This window comes from Bacillus sp. SRI_025, from assembly GCF_057592095.1.
On the sequence record NZ_JBYEGB010000003.1, the window covers coordinates 43,952 to 60,513 of the forward strand.

Below are 16,562 nucleotides of genomic sequence, written 5' to 3' on the forward strand. Positions count from 1 at the left end.
ATTGAATAAACGCTTATACTACTTGATTTATATAGTTATTTACCTAACTGAAATTTCTTTTGTGCAAAAACGTTCTGAATAGTAAAAAGTTAAAATCTTTACAATTTCATTTCAAAACAAAAATGTAAATAGGTCGTTATACCTTTTTGTTTCAGGGATATTTTTTAATAAACTCCCTCATTTTCTCTTTTCTTAGGAATAATAAACTCATCCAGTGCAATACGCCGCCTGTTTTTGCCCATGAAAAAACCCCCATTTATGGGGGAAAGTCTATTCTGCAGCCTTTTCAGACTCAGAAAGCACTCGATTGACACGCTTTTCAAGCATTTTCATTCCGCTTCCGCCGGCTTGGAAGTGACGCAAAGCACCTGTTTTATCAAATACATAATATGCAGGTACATATTCGTTTTCAAAGGCTTCTGTTAGGTGATGATCACTGTCCACAAAGATTGGCTGCGTAATTTCATGTTCTTTCGCAACTTCTTTGATTTTTTCTAGATCTAGGTCATCTTCTGAACGAGGCATATGAACTGCTACAACGTTTAGTTGATCCTTGTACTCATCACGGAATTGATTGACTTGAGGCATTGCCTCTTTACAAAGATGACAGCTGACTGACCAGAAATGAATCAATGTTGGTTTGTCACCAATCAAATCTTCTTTTGTTACTTCTCCATTTAACCACTCTTTTGCACCAGTTAGTTCTGGCATTGGTTGACGTAATTTCATTATGAAGCGCCTCCATCCATTGTATGTGTCGAAACAAAAAGGTCTAACATCAGTTAGACCCTCCTGTTTCTTCAGTTATCAATTAAAGTGTTTTTTGACCAGGTTTCCAGTTCGCTGGGCAAAGTCCACCAGTTTGTAATGCTTGAAGAACACGTAATGTCTCATCTACATCACGACCGATATTGTTGTGGAATACTGTTTGGTATTGAAGTTCGCCTTCTGGGTTAATGATGAATAAACCGCGAAGAGCAATTCCTTCTTCTTCAATTAAAACGCCGTATTCTCTAGATACTGTGTGGTTAGTATCAGCAGCTAACGGGTATTTTAATTCACCTAGACCATTGTCTTTACGGTCTGTATTGATCCAAGCAAGATGCGTGTGGATTGTATCAGTAGATACACCGATGATTTCTGCATCTAAATCTTCGAACTCGTCATAACGATCGCTCATTGCTGTAATTTCAGTTGGGCAAACAAATGTGAAATCCATTGGATAGAAGAAAAGAACTGTCCATTTGTCATTCTTCATGTTTTCTTCTAAACTTACTTTACCAAATTCCTTGTTAGCAAGTACTGCTTCCATTTCAAAACGTGGAGCTTGTTTTCCTACAAAACGCTCTGCCATATGTAAATCCCTCCAAAAAATAATATCTTTATACAGTCTTCTTAGCTGTATATAAAATGAGAATCAAAACTTAAAATTCTCATTTAGTTAATAACTTCACAATTACAATTATAATACTTATGCGATTTTTAGTCAATATTAATTAATAATAAATTTAATTAACGATTTGTCACAATTCCTGCTTCACCTATCAAAAGTTTAACATGACTTGCAAAAGGGAACAAATGATTAGCTTCTCTTTTAGAGCATACATAGAAAGGTTTTGAAGATCATGAGAGCATTTCAACAAGTAGATTGGGTTTCCATTATCCTCAATAGCAGTATGATTTTGCTAAAACTAGTCGCCATTTTTGCTATTTACTTTATCATCAGAGCCATAGGAAACAAGATGATTAAGCGAGCCTATTCCACATTCGCTGAAAAGCATGAAGTCTCTTTATCAAGAGCTCAGACGCTGCAAAGTCTGACGTTAAATATTTTCGCCTACTTATTGATTTTTATTCTAGTTGTGATGATCCTCGACTTATTTCATTATAACCCGACAGCTTTGCTGGCAGGTGCAGGCGTTGTAGGACTTGCGATCGGTTTTGGCGCTCAAGGGTTAGTGAGTGATATTGTGACCGGATTCTTTATACTATTGGAAAAACAATTTGATGTAGGAGAATATATAACGGTCGCTGGATTTGATGGGATTGTCGAACAAATTGGACTAAGAACCACGCAGCTTCGAAGCTTTGACGGCACCCTTCATTTCATTCCTAATCGCAGCATACTGAATGTGAGCAATCATTCAAGAGGGACGATGCAGGCACTCGTTGATATTGAGCTGTCTCCGGATGAAAATGTGGATCAGATGATCACAGCCCTTCAAGCTGCCTGTGATGAGGTGCGGGAGGAAACTCCTCAAATTATCGAAGGTCCTCAAGTTGTCGGCGTGGAGGCGTTCGGTTCTTCTTCCCTTGTGCTACGCATCATAGCGAAAACCGAAACAATGGAGCAATGGCGGGTAGAACGAATCTTGCGCAAAAAAATGAAAGAAGTACTCGATATAGAAAAACAGCAAAAAGAACCGGGATCATAATCTACCGGTTCTTTTTCTTGTTTTATTGAACACGCTGTTCTACTTCTTGGCAAATTTCATCAGCCGTCATACCTGATGCTGTAATAACAGATGCCTTTGTTGTTGTGTCTGAAATGCCAAGAACATTTGAATCTAATCCTGTGACGACATAACAGTCACACTGATCCATTTGCTGTTCATTTTGAATACGTACGACATCATACCCTTTTTGCTTCAATAGTTCTTCTACATCGGATAAAGATTGTTCTACACCAATTCTTGTCATAATCAAGAACACCTCCTGTTCATAAGGTGTACAGGAGGCAGCTCGATTATTCATTCACCAGCTTGCTTTTTAAAATAAGCCGTCATGACATTCACAGCTGTTTCAATCGCGTTTTCATCCGGCTGGAGCTTTGCATGATGCAGGCCGTATTCTGAATCGACCCCTAACCAAAACATGAAGCCGGGATATTTTTTCAGCATGTAGCCAAAATCTTCTCCTGTCATGGCTTCTCTGCATTCAATCACATTCGCAAGTCCTTCTTCGGCTACATATGACATAAATTCCTCTGTCAAATCCTTTGAATTGTCCACTTCGTAATAAGACGAAGGGTAACGAACAGTTGCTTTGCATTCGTAGCCAATTTCAATTCCTTTTGCCAATGCCTCAATTCGCTTTCTCACCTTGTCCATAGACTCTGGCGAAAGTGTGCGAATGGTACCGTCAAGCTTTGCATGCTGCGCAATAATATTTTGAGCCGTTCCTCCGGTAATCGTGCCCACTGTAATGACCGCACTATCAAGGGGATCAACATTACGCGAAATCACCGATTGCAACTGACCTACAAGAGCACTTGCAGCAACAACCATATCATTTGCTAAATGAGGATATGCAGCGTGTCCGCCTTTTCCTTCAAGCTCAATCACAAGCTCACTCGTATTGGCAAATAACAAACCAGGCTTTGTAGCAATTGTTCCAACAGGATATTCAGGTGCGATATGCAGCGCTGTAATAAAGTCTGGCGTCCATTTTTTGAGAACATCACTTGTAAGCATTGGTTCGGCACCGCCTGGACCTTCTTCTGCCGGCTGGAAGATAAATAATACGTCTTCTTTGATCGGTTCATGAACGAAATGATCGATGATACCAAGTGCAATGGTCATATGAAGGTCATGTCCACATGCATGCATCTTCCCTTCATGCACAGATTCAAATGGATACCCTGTTTCCTCTGGTATAGACAGGCCGTCCATATCTGCACGATAAGCAAATAAACGCGTTGGATTTGTCCCTTTCACTTTTACAAAAAGCCCAGTTCGCCATGTTTCAATCTCAACTCGATCTTTTGAATAGGTGTCCAAATGCTGAATAAGATACGCTTGTGTTTTAAATTCTTGGAAACCAAGCTCAGGGATTTGGTGTAAATCTCTTCGAATGGATATTAATTGCTCACGATTTAACAAGTGAACTCGCTTCCTTTCTTCTATACGAATAAGACGTGGATATCTCATCCACGTCTTTGTCTTCAGCTGCGAATTATATGAATTAAAGCTGACGCAGTTCTTGTTTGATTTCTGTCTTACCTTTTGTTTTTTCATCGATGTCTTTGATTTTCTTAGCAGGTGTACCCGCTACAACTGTGTAAGGCTCTACATCGTTCACAACGATCGCACCAGCAGCTACTACTGCACCTTTACCAATTGTCACGCCTTCTAGAACAACAGCGTTCGCACCGATGACAACGTCATCTTCTACCACAACTGGTTTGGCAGACGGCGGCTCAATAACACCTGCAAGAACAGACCCAGCACCGATATGACAGTTCTTACCTACTGTCGCACGGCCGCCAAGCACCACGTTCATGTCAATCATCGTACCTTCGCCGATTACAGAACCGATATTAATAGAAGCACCCATCATAATAACTGCATTATCACCGATTTCAACTTGGTCACGGATGATTGCCCCTGGCTCAATACGGGCTTTAATGTTTTTCAAATCTAACATCGGAATTGCAGAGTTGCGGCGGTCATTTTCCACGACAACATCTTCAATTTTGTCTTTGTTTGATGCTAGCACTTCTTGAATTTCACTCCACTCACCGAAAACAACTCCAGTGTTTCCTGTGATGAATGTTTTTGCATGTTCACCAAACTCAATACCTTCTAAGTCACCTTTAATATAGACTTTGACAGGTGTTGATTTTGTACTATTTTGAATAAATGAAATAATTTCATTAGCGTCCATTTGTTTCATGTATGTATGTCCTCCTCTTAATTTATACTTCATTACTGTACCAAAGGAGTGTTTTAATGACAAGTGAAAGAGTCATCTCCTCAATGGAAAATAAAACAAGCGGGACCGATTATCCCGCTTCTTGCTGGTGAAGCTGAACAAATTGTTTACCAAAAGAAATTAATTCGTCTTCTTCCTCTCCTTCTGGATTCAGCTCAATTTTAACTGATGGGAGGACAATGTCACCGCCAAGCTCCTTCACTTTTTCTTCGATTAGGTCAACAGCTCCGCAAAAATGTTCGTAAGATGTATCACCAGAACCGAATACTGCAAATGCTTTTCCTGTTAAATCAAGCTCTTCCATTTCTTCATATAAATCAGTAAAATCATCCGGAAGATCGCCATCTCCCCATGTATACGCACCTAACATAATGTGCGAGTAATCATTAAGCAGCTCGGCATCAATATCCATCGCTTCATGCCGGTCCACGCTGGCTCCTGCTTCCGTTATACCTTTTTCAATTAAATCTGCCATCGCTTCTGTATTTCCAGACATCGTGGCATACACCAATAAAACCTTTTCTGTCACTTTTTCTTCCTCCTTATCAATGAATCAACGCTGGCTCCTCATACGGCCTGACAAACTTACTTTCATATAAACCCGCACAGAAAAAGTTTTCGTTTTGATTGGCTACACGAAAACCGTGTCCTTTGATCGTATCAAACCATTTGAGCTCTTTTTGCTCAATATCAAGCTGATACACTTTAGAAAATCCGTGTTCGTCTTGTGAGGTGGTCACATACACAATGCCATTATCCTCTGATACATCCAAAAATGATTCTTCTCTAGCAAAGGCCTGTGATTGAATATCATGCAGAATATTTGTATGTAAATCTAAAATTTGAACAGATCCTTTTTTGCCTTTTTTTGAACCTAATGCACAAACAAGAAGATGTTCATGACAGAGCAGCATAGAAGCTGTCATTCGGTGCTCCTCTCTGTTTAAAAGAAAAATCTGTTCACTCTGCAAGTCATACACCCATATTCCTCCGTGAACCTCATGAATCTGTGTTCCAATATAAAGGTGGTCACCTGCAGCACATAAAGAACGAATGACCGGCGGATGATTCACATGAGCAAATGGCTTCATAATTTCCCAGGAAATTCCGAAATCATTTGACACATAGATACTATGTTTTCCGTGCGCACATACAAACCCATCATTGCGTCCTGTAATAGACCAGACGACTGCGTTTGTTGGAAATGAAGATAAGGCCCATGTATTGCCTTCATCTCCTGATCTAATCACTGTGCCATTTTCACCAACACCGAATAAATAAGGACCAATATAGCTGATCGCATGAATTTTATGCTTGAGCTTAAACAGCTGCTGCCATCCGCTCTCCACACTATAGTGAAAAATACCTTCACGTTTTACAGCAACAAAGTATCCACCACTTTTAGATGCTGCAACGGCTGTTGCTCCTTTATGAAACATGATTTTCAACTCGTTTCTCAGACAAAGCGGCCCACGTTAAAAAGCTCACAGCAAATTCCTGACAGCACGCCACATCTTCATCTGTATCCGGTGCAAGCTCCATTTTTAATGTTTCAGGAAAAACAGATGCACCCGTTGATTTCAGCATGTCATGGAATGTATGGACAGCCTCGCAAAACTTTGGATAGCTGTAATCACCCGATCCAAAGACAGCTGCTTTTATGTGACTAAGTTCAAGAGTAGAGACCTCCTCATAAAAATCCTCTGCTTCATATGGCAAATCTCCATCACCCCAAGTATAAGAACCAATGAATACGTAATCGTATGAGGATAGGTCCTCTGCGTTCATATCATCAAATTCCATCATCTCTGTATGTATCCCTTTTCCTTCAAGTGTTTGCTTTAAGATCGCTGCCATATCTTCCGTATTTCCAGACATACTCGCAAATGCAATTAGTGCTTTCATCTATCGGTCACCTCATCTAAATGATAATCATTTTCAATTATTATATGTACACTTTAAATGATAATGATTTTCATTGTCAAATGATTTCATAAAAAAAAGTACCTCCCTATTCCAAGAAGGTACTTACACGGCATCATTTTCAAGCATTTCTTTAACCACACCAACAAATGCTTGTACCTGTTTTAACTGAAAAGACGCTTCATAGCCTAGCAGCCATGTGTCACGGCCGATTTGCTCTCCGTTCACATCAACAAGCGGTGTTTTATAAACACTTTTTTCGTGGTCATATAGAGTAACAGAAGGCAAAATGGCGTAGCCGATGCCGTGGTAGGCCATTTGTTTACATGTTTCAATTTGGTCTACTAAAATCGTCTGCTTTGGAGATACTTTAAATTTTTGATGCCACCAGTGCTGGATTTCCTGATAATACGTGCTGTCGCTTTTAAATTGGATAAATGGCCGCTCAGTCTTGATTAATTCATCTACGTCCTTGATCACGGAATCGACTAAATATAAATGATCTGTCATTAAGTATTCCTTTGTCCCCTTCCAATCAGGGTTTCCGCGGATGATTCCTATGTGCACGTGGTCTTCATACAAGCTTTTGAGCATTTCACTGCTCCAGCCGGTAACGAGTGACACCTTGGCATTTGGATATTTTTCGACATACCGTTTTAACACCTTTGGCAGCCAGTGCTGTCCAATAATCGACGCCACCGCAAGCTTGAGTGTACCATGAATGTCACCCTCAAGTTCATCAATTCGTTCTCTCACTCGATCCTGTTCAACCGTTACTTCTTTTGCAAATTGGATAATCTGTTCACCTGCTGAAGTCACGGTCAGCCCCTTTTGTGAACGAAAAAAGATTTTCGTTCCCCATTCCTTTTCGATTGTCTGCAATCTTTGTGATAATGCAGGCTGAGAGACAAAGAGCCGTTCCGAAGCCTTCCTCATATTCAATTCTTCACTTAGCACAACAAGCATATGTAACTCCTGAAGCTGCATGGGCGTCCCCTTTCTCTCTATAAGTTTTTCTTATTTCATATGCTCATTATATAAATTTTAACTTATGAAGGCAAAAAAAATAAGCTGGGCTCCAGCTCATTTTTTCGCGGAATGAATGACCTCATTTAAGCGCTTTAATACAACTCGTCGAGTAAAAATGCCTTCAAAGACTTGCTCCTCATTTACTACACAAACAAATCCATTATTCGTCACAGCGTGAACGCCTTTTATTACAGGATCTGTCGTTTTGAGTCTCGGAATATCTTTCAGCATAACCTCTTCGACCTTCAACTGGTCGAGCTTCTCAAATTCGATTCGTTCTAAACCGAAGATTTTATCCATAATCATATTCGTTCCAATTAACCCGTGTAAATGATAAGAAGCGTCTAATACCGGAATAGCTGTATATCCTGTTTTGGTTAGAACCAATAGGGCATGCTCAAGGTTATTGCCAATTTGAACATGTGCGACTTTATCTGCATCAATCATATGCTCGGCTACTGTGGACTCAAGCAATTGAGTCGGCTCTATCTCTATCATGTTTCTTCGACCCCTTTTCTCTCAATCATCAATCATACATTCCCCATTACAATTAAGCATAAACTAAAACGAATTTTGTCGAAAGATTTTTTCTGCATAAAAAAGATACTCAGCCCCCGAGTATCTAATAGAATGTTAAACCAATATTAATTCTCAAACCTTACTCTGTCATACAATGTGATCAATTGCTTATACGTATTGTCGTCGACATTTTTTGTTCCACATTCTATATCATTGATCTCACTGCTTAGTAATTCGACAGCATATTCCTGATTCAGCAATACGTTTAATAATAGCTTTTTCTCTTCTTCATTAAAACGATTTTCGATGACGCTCATTCAACATCAGGCCCCCTGTTTCATATATGCTTTTATATTGATTAGCAGGCTTTTGAATGTCTGCTTCCTCTCTATACAGCTAGAATAAGGAACTAGAATCGAATCGTCAACCGCACGTTTCGACAAGGTTTGGAGAAAAATGACGGAATTTATTTTGTGTATCGATTGGCATAGCAAAATGCTGCATATGAGTCGGGTTTTATTTTTGCTTCAATTCCCATAGCTGTGATCATTCCGGTCATTTCCTGGATCAGCTCTTTCGTACTTCCTTTTTTGCCAATATCCAGATGGGCTTCAAAACGAAGGTCTGCCCCTTCCTCAGCAAACGGAAGAAGCAAATCCATCAGTTCTGTTAAAGGCCCCTCAAGGATGTCTGCACATACCTTTTGGCTAAACGCTGTCTCTAATGAAATTTTTTCTCTAAGACTTTGCACGGGTCTTTCAATCACTTGTTGTGTGAGGCAGCCCCAAGCTCCTTTGCCAATCCGGTGGAGATGAATTGCAGTCATAAATGTTGTGACATTTTGATTGACCTGAGAATCCGTACCAATTGATAACACATAGGCGGATCTAGGGTCTTTTCGAATAAAGTCTTTCATTCTCATGACGACATCAGAAAACGCTAAACGATCTTCAGAAAGATTGTAGAAAAAAGAATCACTCACAGAAAGGAACTCCTTTTTAATGGTCTCTTATCCGAAAAATGCGCTGATTGATCATCTTCCATTTGTACATATCATCTATGATGATCCATGTATGCTGCCGCAATAAACGAAGGAATCCTCAGAAAAAACATTTCATACGATTCAGCTTAGGATTGTAGAAGCTCAAAAATCTCAATCGAAATCATATCAATGTTGTCAAATGGGAAAGTGTTTGGCTTATCCCCTTGTTGAAAAACAGTCAATTCAAACGTTTGATTCTTTTCGAAATACTTAACACTACAGATTTTCTCACCGTTCACTTCGAAATAACGCTGTGCCGGCTCGTTTGCAGCTTCTGCTGTCTCTTGAAGACTTTGCAGCCTTGTAATGATACCCATTAATTGTGACATTCTAAAAAAAGACTCCTTTCAAAAAAACAACTCAAGATGAACCCGTATTGATTATACACAAGTCCTACAAAGCATCATACCATAAAGTGTTCTCAGATGATATTTTTCCTCTTGAATTCAAAAAAAGAAAAAGAATCTGTTTTTTTAGTTTGAGTCTTTTTTCTAATCTCATGCACCATGATTTTTATAAACCAGCAGATCTCATCAGCCGTTTCGCAATTTCATCAAAATCCTCTTTTGAAATGCCTGGAGCAAACTCTTCCGGTAATTCTCTATAATCTGGCACAGGTGCACCTTGCGGGGTGCCTTCAATGACTGTGAGCGGTTTTCCATCAATCGGGTGGCTCCCTTTCCAAATTTTATTGATATCCTTGTAGTCCGTATCACTAAATGTATACAGCTTTGTATGAACATTCTGGTCTTCAAATTTTCTCGCTGAATCAAAGTATTTATTATCGAGATTTGGGATTGGGAGCATCTTCCCTACATCTACTCCTGTAGCGACTTCTAGTGCCTTTGCATATGCCACAATATGCACGCCGCCCCTGACAAGTAAATAACCGATCATCTCTCTTGCTGTAGGGTGGTCCGTCATTTCATATACACGCATTTTGTGCGTACGTGCTCCGCATTCAAGGAAGAAATTATGAAGGAGGTCAAGAATCAGGTTGCCGCTTGAGAACACATTCTCTCCTGTCCAAGGTTTTGCCATTGAATCAAACGGATAGCCTGTTTGGGCTGTTTGAATAAAATGCTGTGTATTTCGTTTATCGACAGCTGCCTTCATCGGCGTCGTATCTGGATCTCCTCCATGGGTAGTTCCTGTAATCATGAGATTGATGGCTGTGGTCACAAGCTCAACATGACCGAATTCTTCAGCTGTAATACTGGATACGAGGTCATAAAACGGTTTGAGTTTTCGTTTCCCTCTAAAGTTAAAGGATTGAAACATGTAATTATTTAATGTGGACATTTCACCGAATTTTCCGCCGAGTAATTCTTGCACAGCAGCGGCACCATTTGCATCTGGGTGATCTGGTCTTGGCAAATCAATGAGCAGCCGCGTGTCACGTTTGATCATGATGTTTCCCTCCTACTGTCTAACTATCATCACTTAAGATGTATGGAGGGTTTGGGCTGTCCTATGCATGAAGGGAAAGATTGAAGCACAAAAAAAACTTGGCGGGGGTAGCGCCAAGTTTTTTGGATCTTGATCTGATAGAGGGGTTGGGGAACAGAGAGTAGCTTCTCTCTATAACTAAATGATAATGATTATCAGTTTCATTGTCAACCATTTTTTAATTTTCTTTTTTCTATCAAAAAAAGCAGCCTACGAGGCTGCTCAGATTGATGACAAAAGGCTAAGATTCCTTTTATTTACATTTCAGTGTATAGAAAACCTTTGAAGTCTAGGAAGGACGGGTACCGGAGCGAATTGTACATTCATGAGCACTGCCACGCAGGACTGACAAAGAATGCGAGGATTAGTCTTCACGCCGCGTCTTCAAATTAATCCATCTTGCTCATATAAATAGGCATATGGAAGGTCTATAAACAAATACATATCTCCCTCTAAAGGATAAGAAAACGTACGTATCCTCTCACCTGTTTCTAAATCACTATAAATATCGCTGAAAAATCCTTTTCCGCTAATTCTCATTTGAAGAATATTTGCTAGGAAATAAGGACGCCAGCTCCAGTTTTTTTCTATATACTCCGGCTGAAACAACCATTCTTCTTCTTTTTTGAACACATTTCCAGTGATTTGAAAGCCTTCTTCATTACACATATAAATCCGAAAGCTGCAATCTGTTAGTTCAAGTGCCAGTTTTTGAATGAGCTCATCATTTGTGCTGCACGATTTCTTTAAAGTCGTAACAGCTTGATGAATTCGTTTATAAAATGTTTCAGAATGTTCGTAGACAGCTTGCAGCTTCTTTTTCTCATGGGCAATAAATTGCTGGAATTCTTCTCTAAGCTGATCTTTTCGGTGGCTTCGATCGATTAATTCTCCTGCAGGCTCATGAAGATAGAACCCTTGAAAATATCTCCCGCCATTTCTCCAAGCATACTGTAGCTGGAAATTTGCTTCAATGTCCTCATAAATTAAAGCAGCTCCTATTTTTCTTGCAAGCAATGAAATGCTGTACAAGACATATTCATAGGAAGGAGATGGAGCCGATGCCTTTAATGCCTGTAAATCTATTTTTAATAAATCAGGTGAAAGCAAGGCAATCCGGTCCAGATTACTGCTTTCTTTTCCTATATTTGAGACGGCGATTTTAATCCCATATGTACGATAATACGTTAACGTATGGTATAGCTGTTCAATGTCGCCGCTAAACGTATGCTCTGCAAACTCAATAACAAACCGGTTAAGCTGAATGCCCCTTGCTTCATATTCCTTTAAGAGTTCTAAAAAGCTTTCCCCGTGATCCAGCATGAGGATATTGGCATCATGATTAATAAAAATGAGCAAATCGTCATCTGCTGTTGTGAAGAGATCAAGTGCTTGAGTCAGTACTTTGTGATCTACTTCCAATTTATATTCGTCAGGAATAGATGAATCCGTAAAGAAGGAGCCTAGGCTGACCGTTTCTGACTCAAGCTTCATTCTTCCTAGAATCTCATAGCCTATCACTTTTTGCTCTTCCGCACTGAATATTGCTTGATAGTGCGGGAAAACATCTTCAATATTCGTTAAAATATCCAATGGATCGACCATTTTCATCACCTGCTTCTCTCTTTGTGTGATTATACCACATCAAAAGCAGGTCTTACATCGTCAATCAAAATGGTGATTGGTTGAGCCATTGTCCCCCATCCATCGTAATACAATCTCCATTTATATACGACGCATGCTCCGATAATAAAAAGCTCGCAAGCGCTGCAATTTCCTCAGGTGTGCCCAGTCTGCCAAGAGGAACGCTATCTAATGTTCTTTGCGCTGCTTCTTCTGATTCCCATAGTTTATCTGCTCCGCCTGTTCTCTCGATTGGGCCTGGTGCGATGGCATTGACGCGAATTCGATATTGCCTCCCCCATTCAACAGCAAGCGTTCGAGTCAGGGACAACACGCCGGCCTTTGCTGCCGCCGAATGCGCCACGCCTACACCAGCACCCCATGCATAGGTAGCCACCATGTTAAGTATACTGCCCCTTTTCTTTTGCCGAATCCAGTAATTGCCCACTGCATGGCTGCAAAAAAATGTACCATTTAACACAATATCAATCACAGCTTTCCAGCCGTTAGGAGACAGCTTTTCTGCTGGCACTAAAAAATTTCCTGCTGCGTTGTTAATGAGGGCATCGACATCACCAAATGTATCCACCGCAAACTTGACCATTTGGTCAGCATCCTCTGGGTTTCGCACATCCATTTGGAAGTAAGCGACTGCTCCGCCCTTCTGCTTCATTTCTTTTGCCGTCTTTTCCAGCGTCTCTTCCGTTCTACCAGTAATCACAACATTCCAGCCTTCAGCTGCCAAATGGGCAGCCATTGCCTTCCCCATACCGCTTGATCCCCCTGTGACAATCACTGTTTGCTTCGTCATTTGTTCTCCCCCTTTGTATGATTTGAATGACTATTCATTCATTATTGTCTATCATATCATGATTGACCCTCGGTGCACCATATGGGAGATTATCCAAATATGATGCTATACTTAATTTTATTTATAAAGGAGTCTTATATGAAGCAGCTTTCCCGTAGACAATTTTTAAAAGGAGCAGCTGGTGCGAGTATTCTCGGTTTTTTGGCTACAAGTTGTGGATATGGATATGCCAGGTACATTGAGCCGCGCATGATCGATACCGTGTCACTGACCATTCAAGATGCTCAGCTTCCAGCTTCATTTGACCAGTTTAAAATAGCCCAATTTAGTGACGTTCATTTGAGTGATACATTTCCTGCGAAGGACCTAGAAGCCATCGTTCAGAAAATCAATGCTGCATCTCCAGATCTCATTGTGTTCACAGGTGATCTCGTTGATTTTCAAGCATCCACCCAAGAGCATGAAAAAGCGAAGACTTATTTGAATAAGCTTCATGCTCCGTTCGGTAAACTAGCCATCTACGGAAATCATGACTACGGACCATTCGGAGTGGAGCTTTATGAGAAAACAATGGAGGCTTGTGGATTTACATTATGTAAAAATGATGTGTTTCTATTAGAAAAAGATCATGCACATATTCAGATTGCTGCACTGGATGATCTTATGATGAGCGTGCCTGATTACGATTTGATCAAACGGGAAGTATCATCTGATTTATTTACGTTGCTGCTCGTCCATGAGCCTGATGCAGCATTAGAGCTGAAAACAACACCTATTAACTTGCAGCTTTCCGGGCATACGCATGGCGGTCAAGTGCAGCTGCCTTTCTATGGACCGATTCTCACAGCACCTTATGGCCGTACATATGTAGAAGGTTTATACGAAAGCGATCAGCACCGCATCTATGTCAACCGTGGACTTGGGACAACACGTCTCCCGCTTCGGTTTTTAGCCAAGCCAGAGTTAACCTTTTTTACCTTTACATCTCGTGTATAAATAGAAGCCAAACCGCCCTCTCCTGCATATGTATAATCAAAGTTCTTTTTCATGACAAATGTTAGGAGAAACCTTACTGGGCCTGATTCCGTCCATATAGTATGTCAAGTGACGGCATCATGGCTTCTTTTATTTGAGTAAAAGGAGTGTACTTTGGTGCTGCGATATACAGTGAAAAGAGGAGAAACTCTTGCTTCTATAGCGCTTGATTTTCGAACAACAACAGATGCCTTAAAGGCTGCAAATCCGTCACTTCAAGCTCGCGAGCCCGAACAAAATGAGGTCATCATCATACCTGGTTTGCCAGATCCTAATACGATCCCATACCGCATCTTTGTTTCGATTTCAACGAAACGCCTCGTTTTGTTTTCTGGATCACAACTTATTCGTTCGTATCCGATTGCAACAGGGAAAATTTTAAATATGACACCGACAGGTTCTTATTATATTGTCAACAGACAGCCAAACCCAGGAGGTCCCTTTGGCGCTTATTGGCTGAGCCTCTCAAAAATTCATTACGGCATTCACGGTACGAATAACCCGTCTTCAATTGGTAAAGCTGTTTCTAGAGGATGCATTCGCATGTATAATCAGAATGTCATCGAGCTTGCTTCACTCGTTCCAAACGGAACACCTGTGACCATTAGCCAGTAGATGAAATCAATTGTACGAATGGTTAAAATTTTATATGATATAAAGTGGGATCTTCAGGTTAAGGAGCGTATTTATGGATATTTTTAAAAACAGAAATTTTGTTCGTCTCTTTTTTGCGGCACTTGCTTCGCAAATGGGGACAACAGTAGGCAATATGGCGTTTGCCTTTTATTTGCTCGACCATTTTAGTCATCAGCCCGCATACGCCACATTGGCTGAACTTATGTATTCTCTTCCTACCGTCTTTGTCTTTTTTATGGTCGGTGTGGTCGCAGACCGTTTTGATCGTAAAAAAGTCGCAGAGAATTGTGATTGGATACGAGCTGGGCTGACGATTGTATTATTCATCGTTATTTATTTTAATTCACTGCCACTTATTTTCTTGATCTTGTTTATTCGAAGTGCTATTACGAAGTTCTTCTATCCAGCTGAAGCTTCTCTCGTTCAGGCGATTTTAAATAAAGATCAATATGCAAAAGCCGCTGGCTTAAATCAAATGCTGTTTAGTTTATTTATGGTATTTGGCGTTGGGCTCGGTGCCATTATGTATAAGACGATTGGACTTCACGGTGCCATTACAATTGATTTGGTCAGCTTTATTATTTCAGGCATCCTGATTCGTTCATGTAACATTCCAATTGAAGCGCGTCAGCCAAATGGACAAGCTGGCTGGAGAGGCATGACCATCAAAACGTCTCTGAAAGATTTTAAAGAAGGCATCCTATATATTTTAAAAAATAAATTATTGGCTTCTTTAATTTTTGGCTTTTTTGTTTTCGGTCTAGTCAATGGCGCATTTGCCGTTCTGCCGATGTTTACAATGAAATATGGACTTTCACCAGACCATTTTGAACTGCATACATCCTTCTTTACCATTGCGATCGGTGCAGGCTTGCTCGTTGGAAGCTTAATGGGCTCTGTCCTCGCTAAAAAGGTAAAGATGCAATATCTCATGTCGATTCCAATTCTGGTCGCAGGTATTTTGATTTTTGTCCTTGGTTCTACCCATACATTATGGTTGTTTTACGTCACGTCATTTGTCATTGGTACATGCATTGGCCCAGTCAACATTGTCATTGGCGGCTGGCTGCCTAGAATCGTCCATCCTCGACTGATGGGCCGTGTGTCAGGATGGGTTGATCCGCTCACTATGTTTGCTCAATCGATGACATTAGGTCTGATTGCTGTATTATTTCCAAAACTCATCACAAATGTTTCTTATATTTATTACGGAATGGGCTTTATTATTTTACTTGTCTTCCTTTTTTACTTCATTACACTGCCAAAGTTCAGCAGAGAAGCTGACGACTTAGACGTGCAGCGTGAACTAAAGGGGCAGGGAGTTCAATAAGTAAATAGCAAAAAGGACTTTCTTTTCAGGAAAGTCCTTTTTTCATGGCTGAAACGTCCTTCATGCATTTCCTCTGTTGAGAGAATCTGCTTGAAGGCTTGCTTTATTGATCCATTTTTTCTTGTTTTTCACAATTAAATTCCTTTACATCTTTAAACGTTTTATAGTAGGATAGTCAGGTTGGAGGTGAAAGAAATGCTAAAAAGTTACTATTTTATTCATACTAAAAATGAACAGGGACAGTTTGTTGTACATACAGAAGATTGTGCATTTTTAGGCGATGCTGCAAGCCGTACGTTGATTGGCCTGCACATGAATGGTGAAAGCGCCATGGATGAAGCCAAACAAATGACGAATGAAACTGACTTTAATGGTTGTTTTTATTGCGCTTATTCTATTCATACAAAATAATTCACCCTGTATGCATCACATATACGCGCATATGGTGGACT

21 protein-coding genes are annotated in these 16,562 nt (G+C 40.3%); 5 read left to right on the top strand and 16 right to left on the bottom strand.

Features of this window, described 5'->3' with window-relative positions; translation table 11 throughout:
• Positions 1–270 precede the first annotated feature (270 nt).
• Together AC20OE_RS09865 and ahpA are read right to left on the bottom strand one after the other, a co-directional pair.
• A complete protein-coding gene (locus tag AC20OE_RS09865) occupies positions 271–729 on the bottom strand; it encodes a TlpA family protein disulfide reductase (RefSeq protein ID WP_024424727.1) in 459 nt (152 codons plus the stop codon).
• An 82-nt stretch (positions 730–811) separates the two neighbouring features.
• Complete coding sequence (gene ahpA, locus AC20OE_RS09870; protein ID WP_003211758.1) at positions 812–1,354, bottom strand: biofilm-specific peroxidase AhpA; 543 nt, start codon at positions 1,352–1,354, stop codon at positions 812–814.
• 271 nt (positions 1,355–1,625) lie between these two features.
• On the opposite strand from ahpA, the gene AC20OE_RS09875 reads away from it, so the two are divergent.
• Positions 1,626–2,435, top strand: coding sequence for a mechanosensitive ion channel family protein (locus AC20OE_RS09875; RefSeq protein WP_487268821.1), 810 nt, complete (start codon positions 1,626–1,628; stop codon positions 2,433–2,435).
• Positions 2,436–2,457: 22 nt separating this feature from the next.
• Here the strand turns inward: AC20OE_RS09875 and AC20OE_RS09880 are convergent, their stop codons facing one another.
• The 14 genes from AC20OE_RS09880 to fadH all read right to left on the bottom strand — a co-directional run bounded on the left by AC20OE_RS09880 (position 2,458) and on the right by fadH (position 13,109).
• The gene (locus tag AC20OE_RS09880) at positions 2,458–2,700 is read right to left on the bottom strand and encodes a YkuS family protein (protein ID WP_024424725.1); all 243 of its coding nucleotides are present in this window, start codon (positions 2,698–2,700) and stop codon (positions 2,458–2,460) included.
• Between the two features lie 50 nt (positions 2,701–2,750).
• Complete coding sequence (locus AC20OE_RS09885) at positions 2,751–3,929, bottom strand: N-acetyldiaminopimelate deacetylase (protein WP_059376977.1); 1,179 nt, start codon at positions 3,927–3,929, stop codon at positions 2,751–2,753.
• A gap of 34 nt (positions 3,930–3,963) precedes the next feature.
• On the bottom strand, positions 3,964–4,674 hold the full coding sequence (gene dapD / locus AC20OE_RS09890; RefSeq protein ID WP_039178160.1) for a 2,3,4,5-tetrahydropyridine-2,6-dicarboxylate N-acetyltransferase: 711 nt from the start codon (positions 4,672–4,674) through the stop codon (positions 3,964–3,966).
• Between the two features lie 109 nt (positions 4,675–4,783).
• The gene (locus AC20OE_RS09895; protein WP_487268822.1) at positions 4,784–5,242 is read right to left on the bottom strand and encodes a flavodoxin; all 459 of its coding nucleotides are present in this window, start codon (positions 5,240–5,242) and stop codon (positions 4,784–4,786) included.
• 16 nt (positions 5,243–5,258) lie between these two features.
• Positions 5,259–6,152: a WD40/YVTN/BNR-like repeat-containing protein gene (locus AC20OE_RS09900; protein ID WP_047203683.1), complete on the bottom strand. Its 894-nt coding sequence runs from the start codon at positions 6,150–6,152 to the stop codon at positions 5,259–5,261.
• Positions 6,142–6,618: a flavodoxin gene (locus tag AC20OE_RS09905; protein WP_059376975.1), complete on the bottom strand. Its 477-nt coding sequence runs from the start codon at positions 6,616–6,618 to the stop codon at positions 6,142–6,144. The genes AC20OE_RS09900 and AC20OE_RS09905 overlap by 11 nt, the downstream gene beginning before the upstream one ends.
• 123 nt (positions 6,619–6,741) lie before the next feature.
• Entirely contained in the window at positions 6,742–7,623 is an 882-nt protein-coding gene (gene ccpC, locus AC20OE_RS09910) for a transcriptional regulator CcpC (protein ID WP_024424721.1), read from the bottom strand.
• Positions 7,624–7,719: 96 nt separating this feature from the next.
• Positions 7,720–8,163: a cyclic-di-AMP-binding protein CbpB gene (cbpB, locus tag AC20OE_RS09915; protein WP_039178150.1), complete on the bottom strand. Its 444-nt coding sequence runs from the start codon at positions 8,161–8,163 to the stop codon at positions 7,720–7,722.
• A 146-nt stretch (positions 8,164–8,309) separates the two neighbouring features.
• Complete coding sequence (gene abbA / locus AC20OE_RS09920) at positions 8,310–8,501, bottom strand: antirepressor AbbA (protein WP_003210802.1); 192 nt, start codon at positions 8,499–8,501, stop codon at positions 8,310–8,312.
• A 149-nt stretch (positions 8,502–8,650) separates the two neighbouring features.
• The gene (locus tag AC20OE_RS09925; RefSeq protein ID WP_039178147.1) at positions 8,651–9,166 is read right to left on the bottom strand and encodes a ribonuclease H-like YkuK family protein; all 516 of its coding nucleotides are present in this window, start codon (positions 9,164–9,166) and stop codon (positions 8,651–8,653) included.
• 146 nt (positions 9,167–9,312) lie between these two features.
• Positions 9,313–9,555 (bottom strand): YkuJ family protein, encoded by a 243-nt coding sequence (locus AC20OE_RS09930; RefSeq protein WP_003212254.1) that lies wholly within the window; start codon positions 9,553–9,555, stop codon positions 9,313–9,315.
• 184 nt (positions 9,556–9,739) lie between these two features.
• Positions 9,740–10,636, bottom strand: a complete 897-nt coding sequence (locus tag AC20OE_RS09935) for a manganese catalase family protein (RefSeq protein ID WP_024424718.1) — start codon at positions 10,634–10,636, stop codon at positions 9,740–9,742.
• A gap of 423 nt (positions 10,637–11,059) precedes the next feature.
• Positions 11,060–12,280, bottom strand: coding sequence for an EAL domain-containing protein (locus AC20OE_RS09940; RefSeq protein ID WP_024426863.1), 1,221 nt, complete (start codon positions 12,278–12,280; stop codon positions 11,060–11,062).
• A gap of 64 nt (positions 12,281–12,344) precedes the next feature.
• Positions 12,345–13,109, bottom strand: a complete 765-nt coding sequence (fadH, locus tag AC20OE_RS09945) for a 2,4-dienoyl-CoA reductase (protein ID WP_039178144.1) — start codon at positions 13,107–13,109, stop codon at positions 12,345–12,347.
• A 138-nt stretch (positions 13,110–13,247) separates the two neighbouring features.
• Here fadH and AC20OE_RS09950 point away from each other — a divergent pair, with 138 nt between their 5' ends.
• The 4 genes from AC20OE_RS09950 to AC20OE_RS09965 all read left to right on the top strand — a co-directional run bounded on the left by AC20OE_RS09950 (position 13,248) and on the right by AC20OE_RS09965 (position 16,521).
• Positions 13,248–14,105, top strand: coding sequence for a metallophosphoesterase (locus tag AC20OE_RS09950; RefSeq protein ID WP_059376973.1), 858 nt, complete (start codon positions 13,248–13,250; stop codon positions 14,103–14,105).
• A gap of 156 nt (positions 14,106–14,261) precedes the next feature.
• On the top strand, positions 14,262–14,759 hold the full coding sequence (locus AC20OE_RS09955; RefSeq protein WP_039178139.1) for a L,D-transpeptidase family protein: 498 nt from the start codon (positions 14,262–14,264) through the stop codon (positions 14,757–14,759).
• Positions 14,760–14,832: 73 nt separating this feature from the next.
• On the top strand, positions 14,833–16,110 hold the full coding sequence (locus AC20OE_RS09960) for an MFS transporter (RefSeq protein WP_039178137.1): 1,278 nt from the start codon (positions 14,833–14,835) through the stop codon (positions 16,108–16,110).
• Between the two features lie 195 nt (positions 16,111–16,305).
• Positions 16,306–16,521: a hypothetical protein gene (locus AC20OE_RS09965; RefSeq protein WP_039178134.1), complete on the top strand. Its 216-nt coding sequence runs from the start codon at positions 16,306–16,308 to the stop codon at positions 16,519–16,521.
• The last annotated feature ends 41 nt before the right edge of the window (positions 16,522–16,562 follow it).

Coding starts and splice junctions, on each gene's coding strand:
- fadH (WP_039178144.1), bottom strand. CDS start 13,109: ATGACGAAGCAAACAGTGATTGTCACAGGGGGATCAAGCGGTATGGGG.
- AC20OE_RS09960 (WP_039178137.1), top strand. CDS start 14,833: ATGGATATTTTTAAAAACAGAAATTTTGTTCGTCTCTTTTTTGCGGCA.
- cbpB (WP_039178150.1), bottom strand. CDS start 8,163: ATGATAGAGATAGAGCCGACTCAATTGCTTGAGTCCACAGTAGCCGAG.
- AC20OE_RS09865 (WP_024424727.1), bottom strand. CDS start 729: ATGAAATTACGTCAACCAATGCCAGAACTAACTGGTGCAAAAGAGTGG.
- ccpC (WP_024424721.1), bottom strand. CDS start 7,623: ATGCAGCTTCAGGAGTTACATATGCTTGTTGTGCTAAGTGAAGAATTG.
- AC20OE_RS09950 (WP_059376973.1), top strand. CDS start 13,248: ATGAAGCAGCTTTCCCGTAGACAATTTTTAAAAGGAGCAGCTGGTGCG.
- AC20OE_RS09905 (WP_059376975.1), bottom strand. CDS start 6,618: ATGAAAGCACTAATTGCATTTGCGAGTATGTCTGGAAATACGGAAGAT.
- ahpA (WP_003211758.1), bottom strand. CDS start 1,354: ATGGCAGAGCGTTTTGTAGGAAAACAAGCTCCACGTTTTGAAATGGAA.
- abbA (WP_003210802.1), bottom strand. CDS start 8,501: ATGAGCGTCATCGAAAATCGTTTTAATGAAGAAGAGAAAAAGCTATTA.
- AC20OE_RS09940 (WP_024426863.1), bottom strand. CDS start 12,280: ATGGTCGATCCATTGGATATTTTAACGAATATTGAAGATGTTTTCCCG.
- AC20OE_RS09875 (WP_487268821.1), top strand. CDS start 1,626: ATGAGAGCATTTCAACAAGTAGATTGGGTTTCCATTATCCTCAATAGC.
- dapD (WP_039178160.1), bottom strand. CDS start 4,674: ATGAAACAAATGGACGCTAATGAAATTATTTCATTTATTCAAAATAGT.
- AC20OE_RS09930 (WP_003212254.1), bottom strand. CDS start 9,555: ATGTCACAATTAATGGGTATCATTACAAGGCTGCAAAGTCTTCAAGAG.
- AC20OE_RS09885 (WP_059376977.1), bottom strand. CDS start 3,929: ATGAGATATCCACGTCTTATTCGTATAGAAGAAAGGAAGCGAGTTCAC.
- AC20OE_RS09935 (WP_024424718.1), bottom strand. CDS start 10,636: ATGATCAAACGTGACACGCGGCTGCTCATTGATTTGCCAAGACCAGAT.
- AC20OE_RS09900 (WP_047203683.1), bottom strand. CDS start 6,152: ATGTTTCATAAAGGAGCAACAGCCGTTGCAGCATCTAAAAGTGGTGGA.
- AC20OE_RS09965 (WP_039178134.1), top strand. CDS start 16,306: ATGCTAAAAAGTTACTATTTTATTCATACTAAAAATGAACAGGGACAG.
- AC20OE_RS09880 (WP_024424725.1), bottom strand. CDS start 2,700: ATGACAAGAATTGGTGTAGAACAATCTTTATCCGATGTAGAAGAACTA.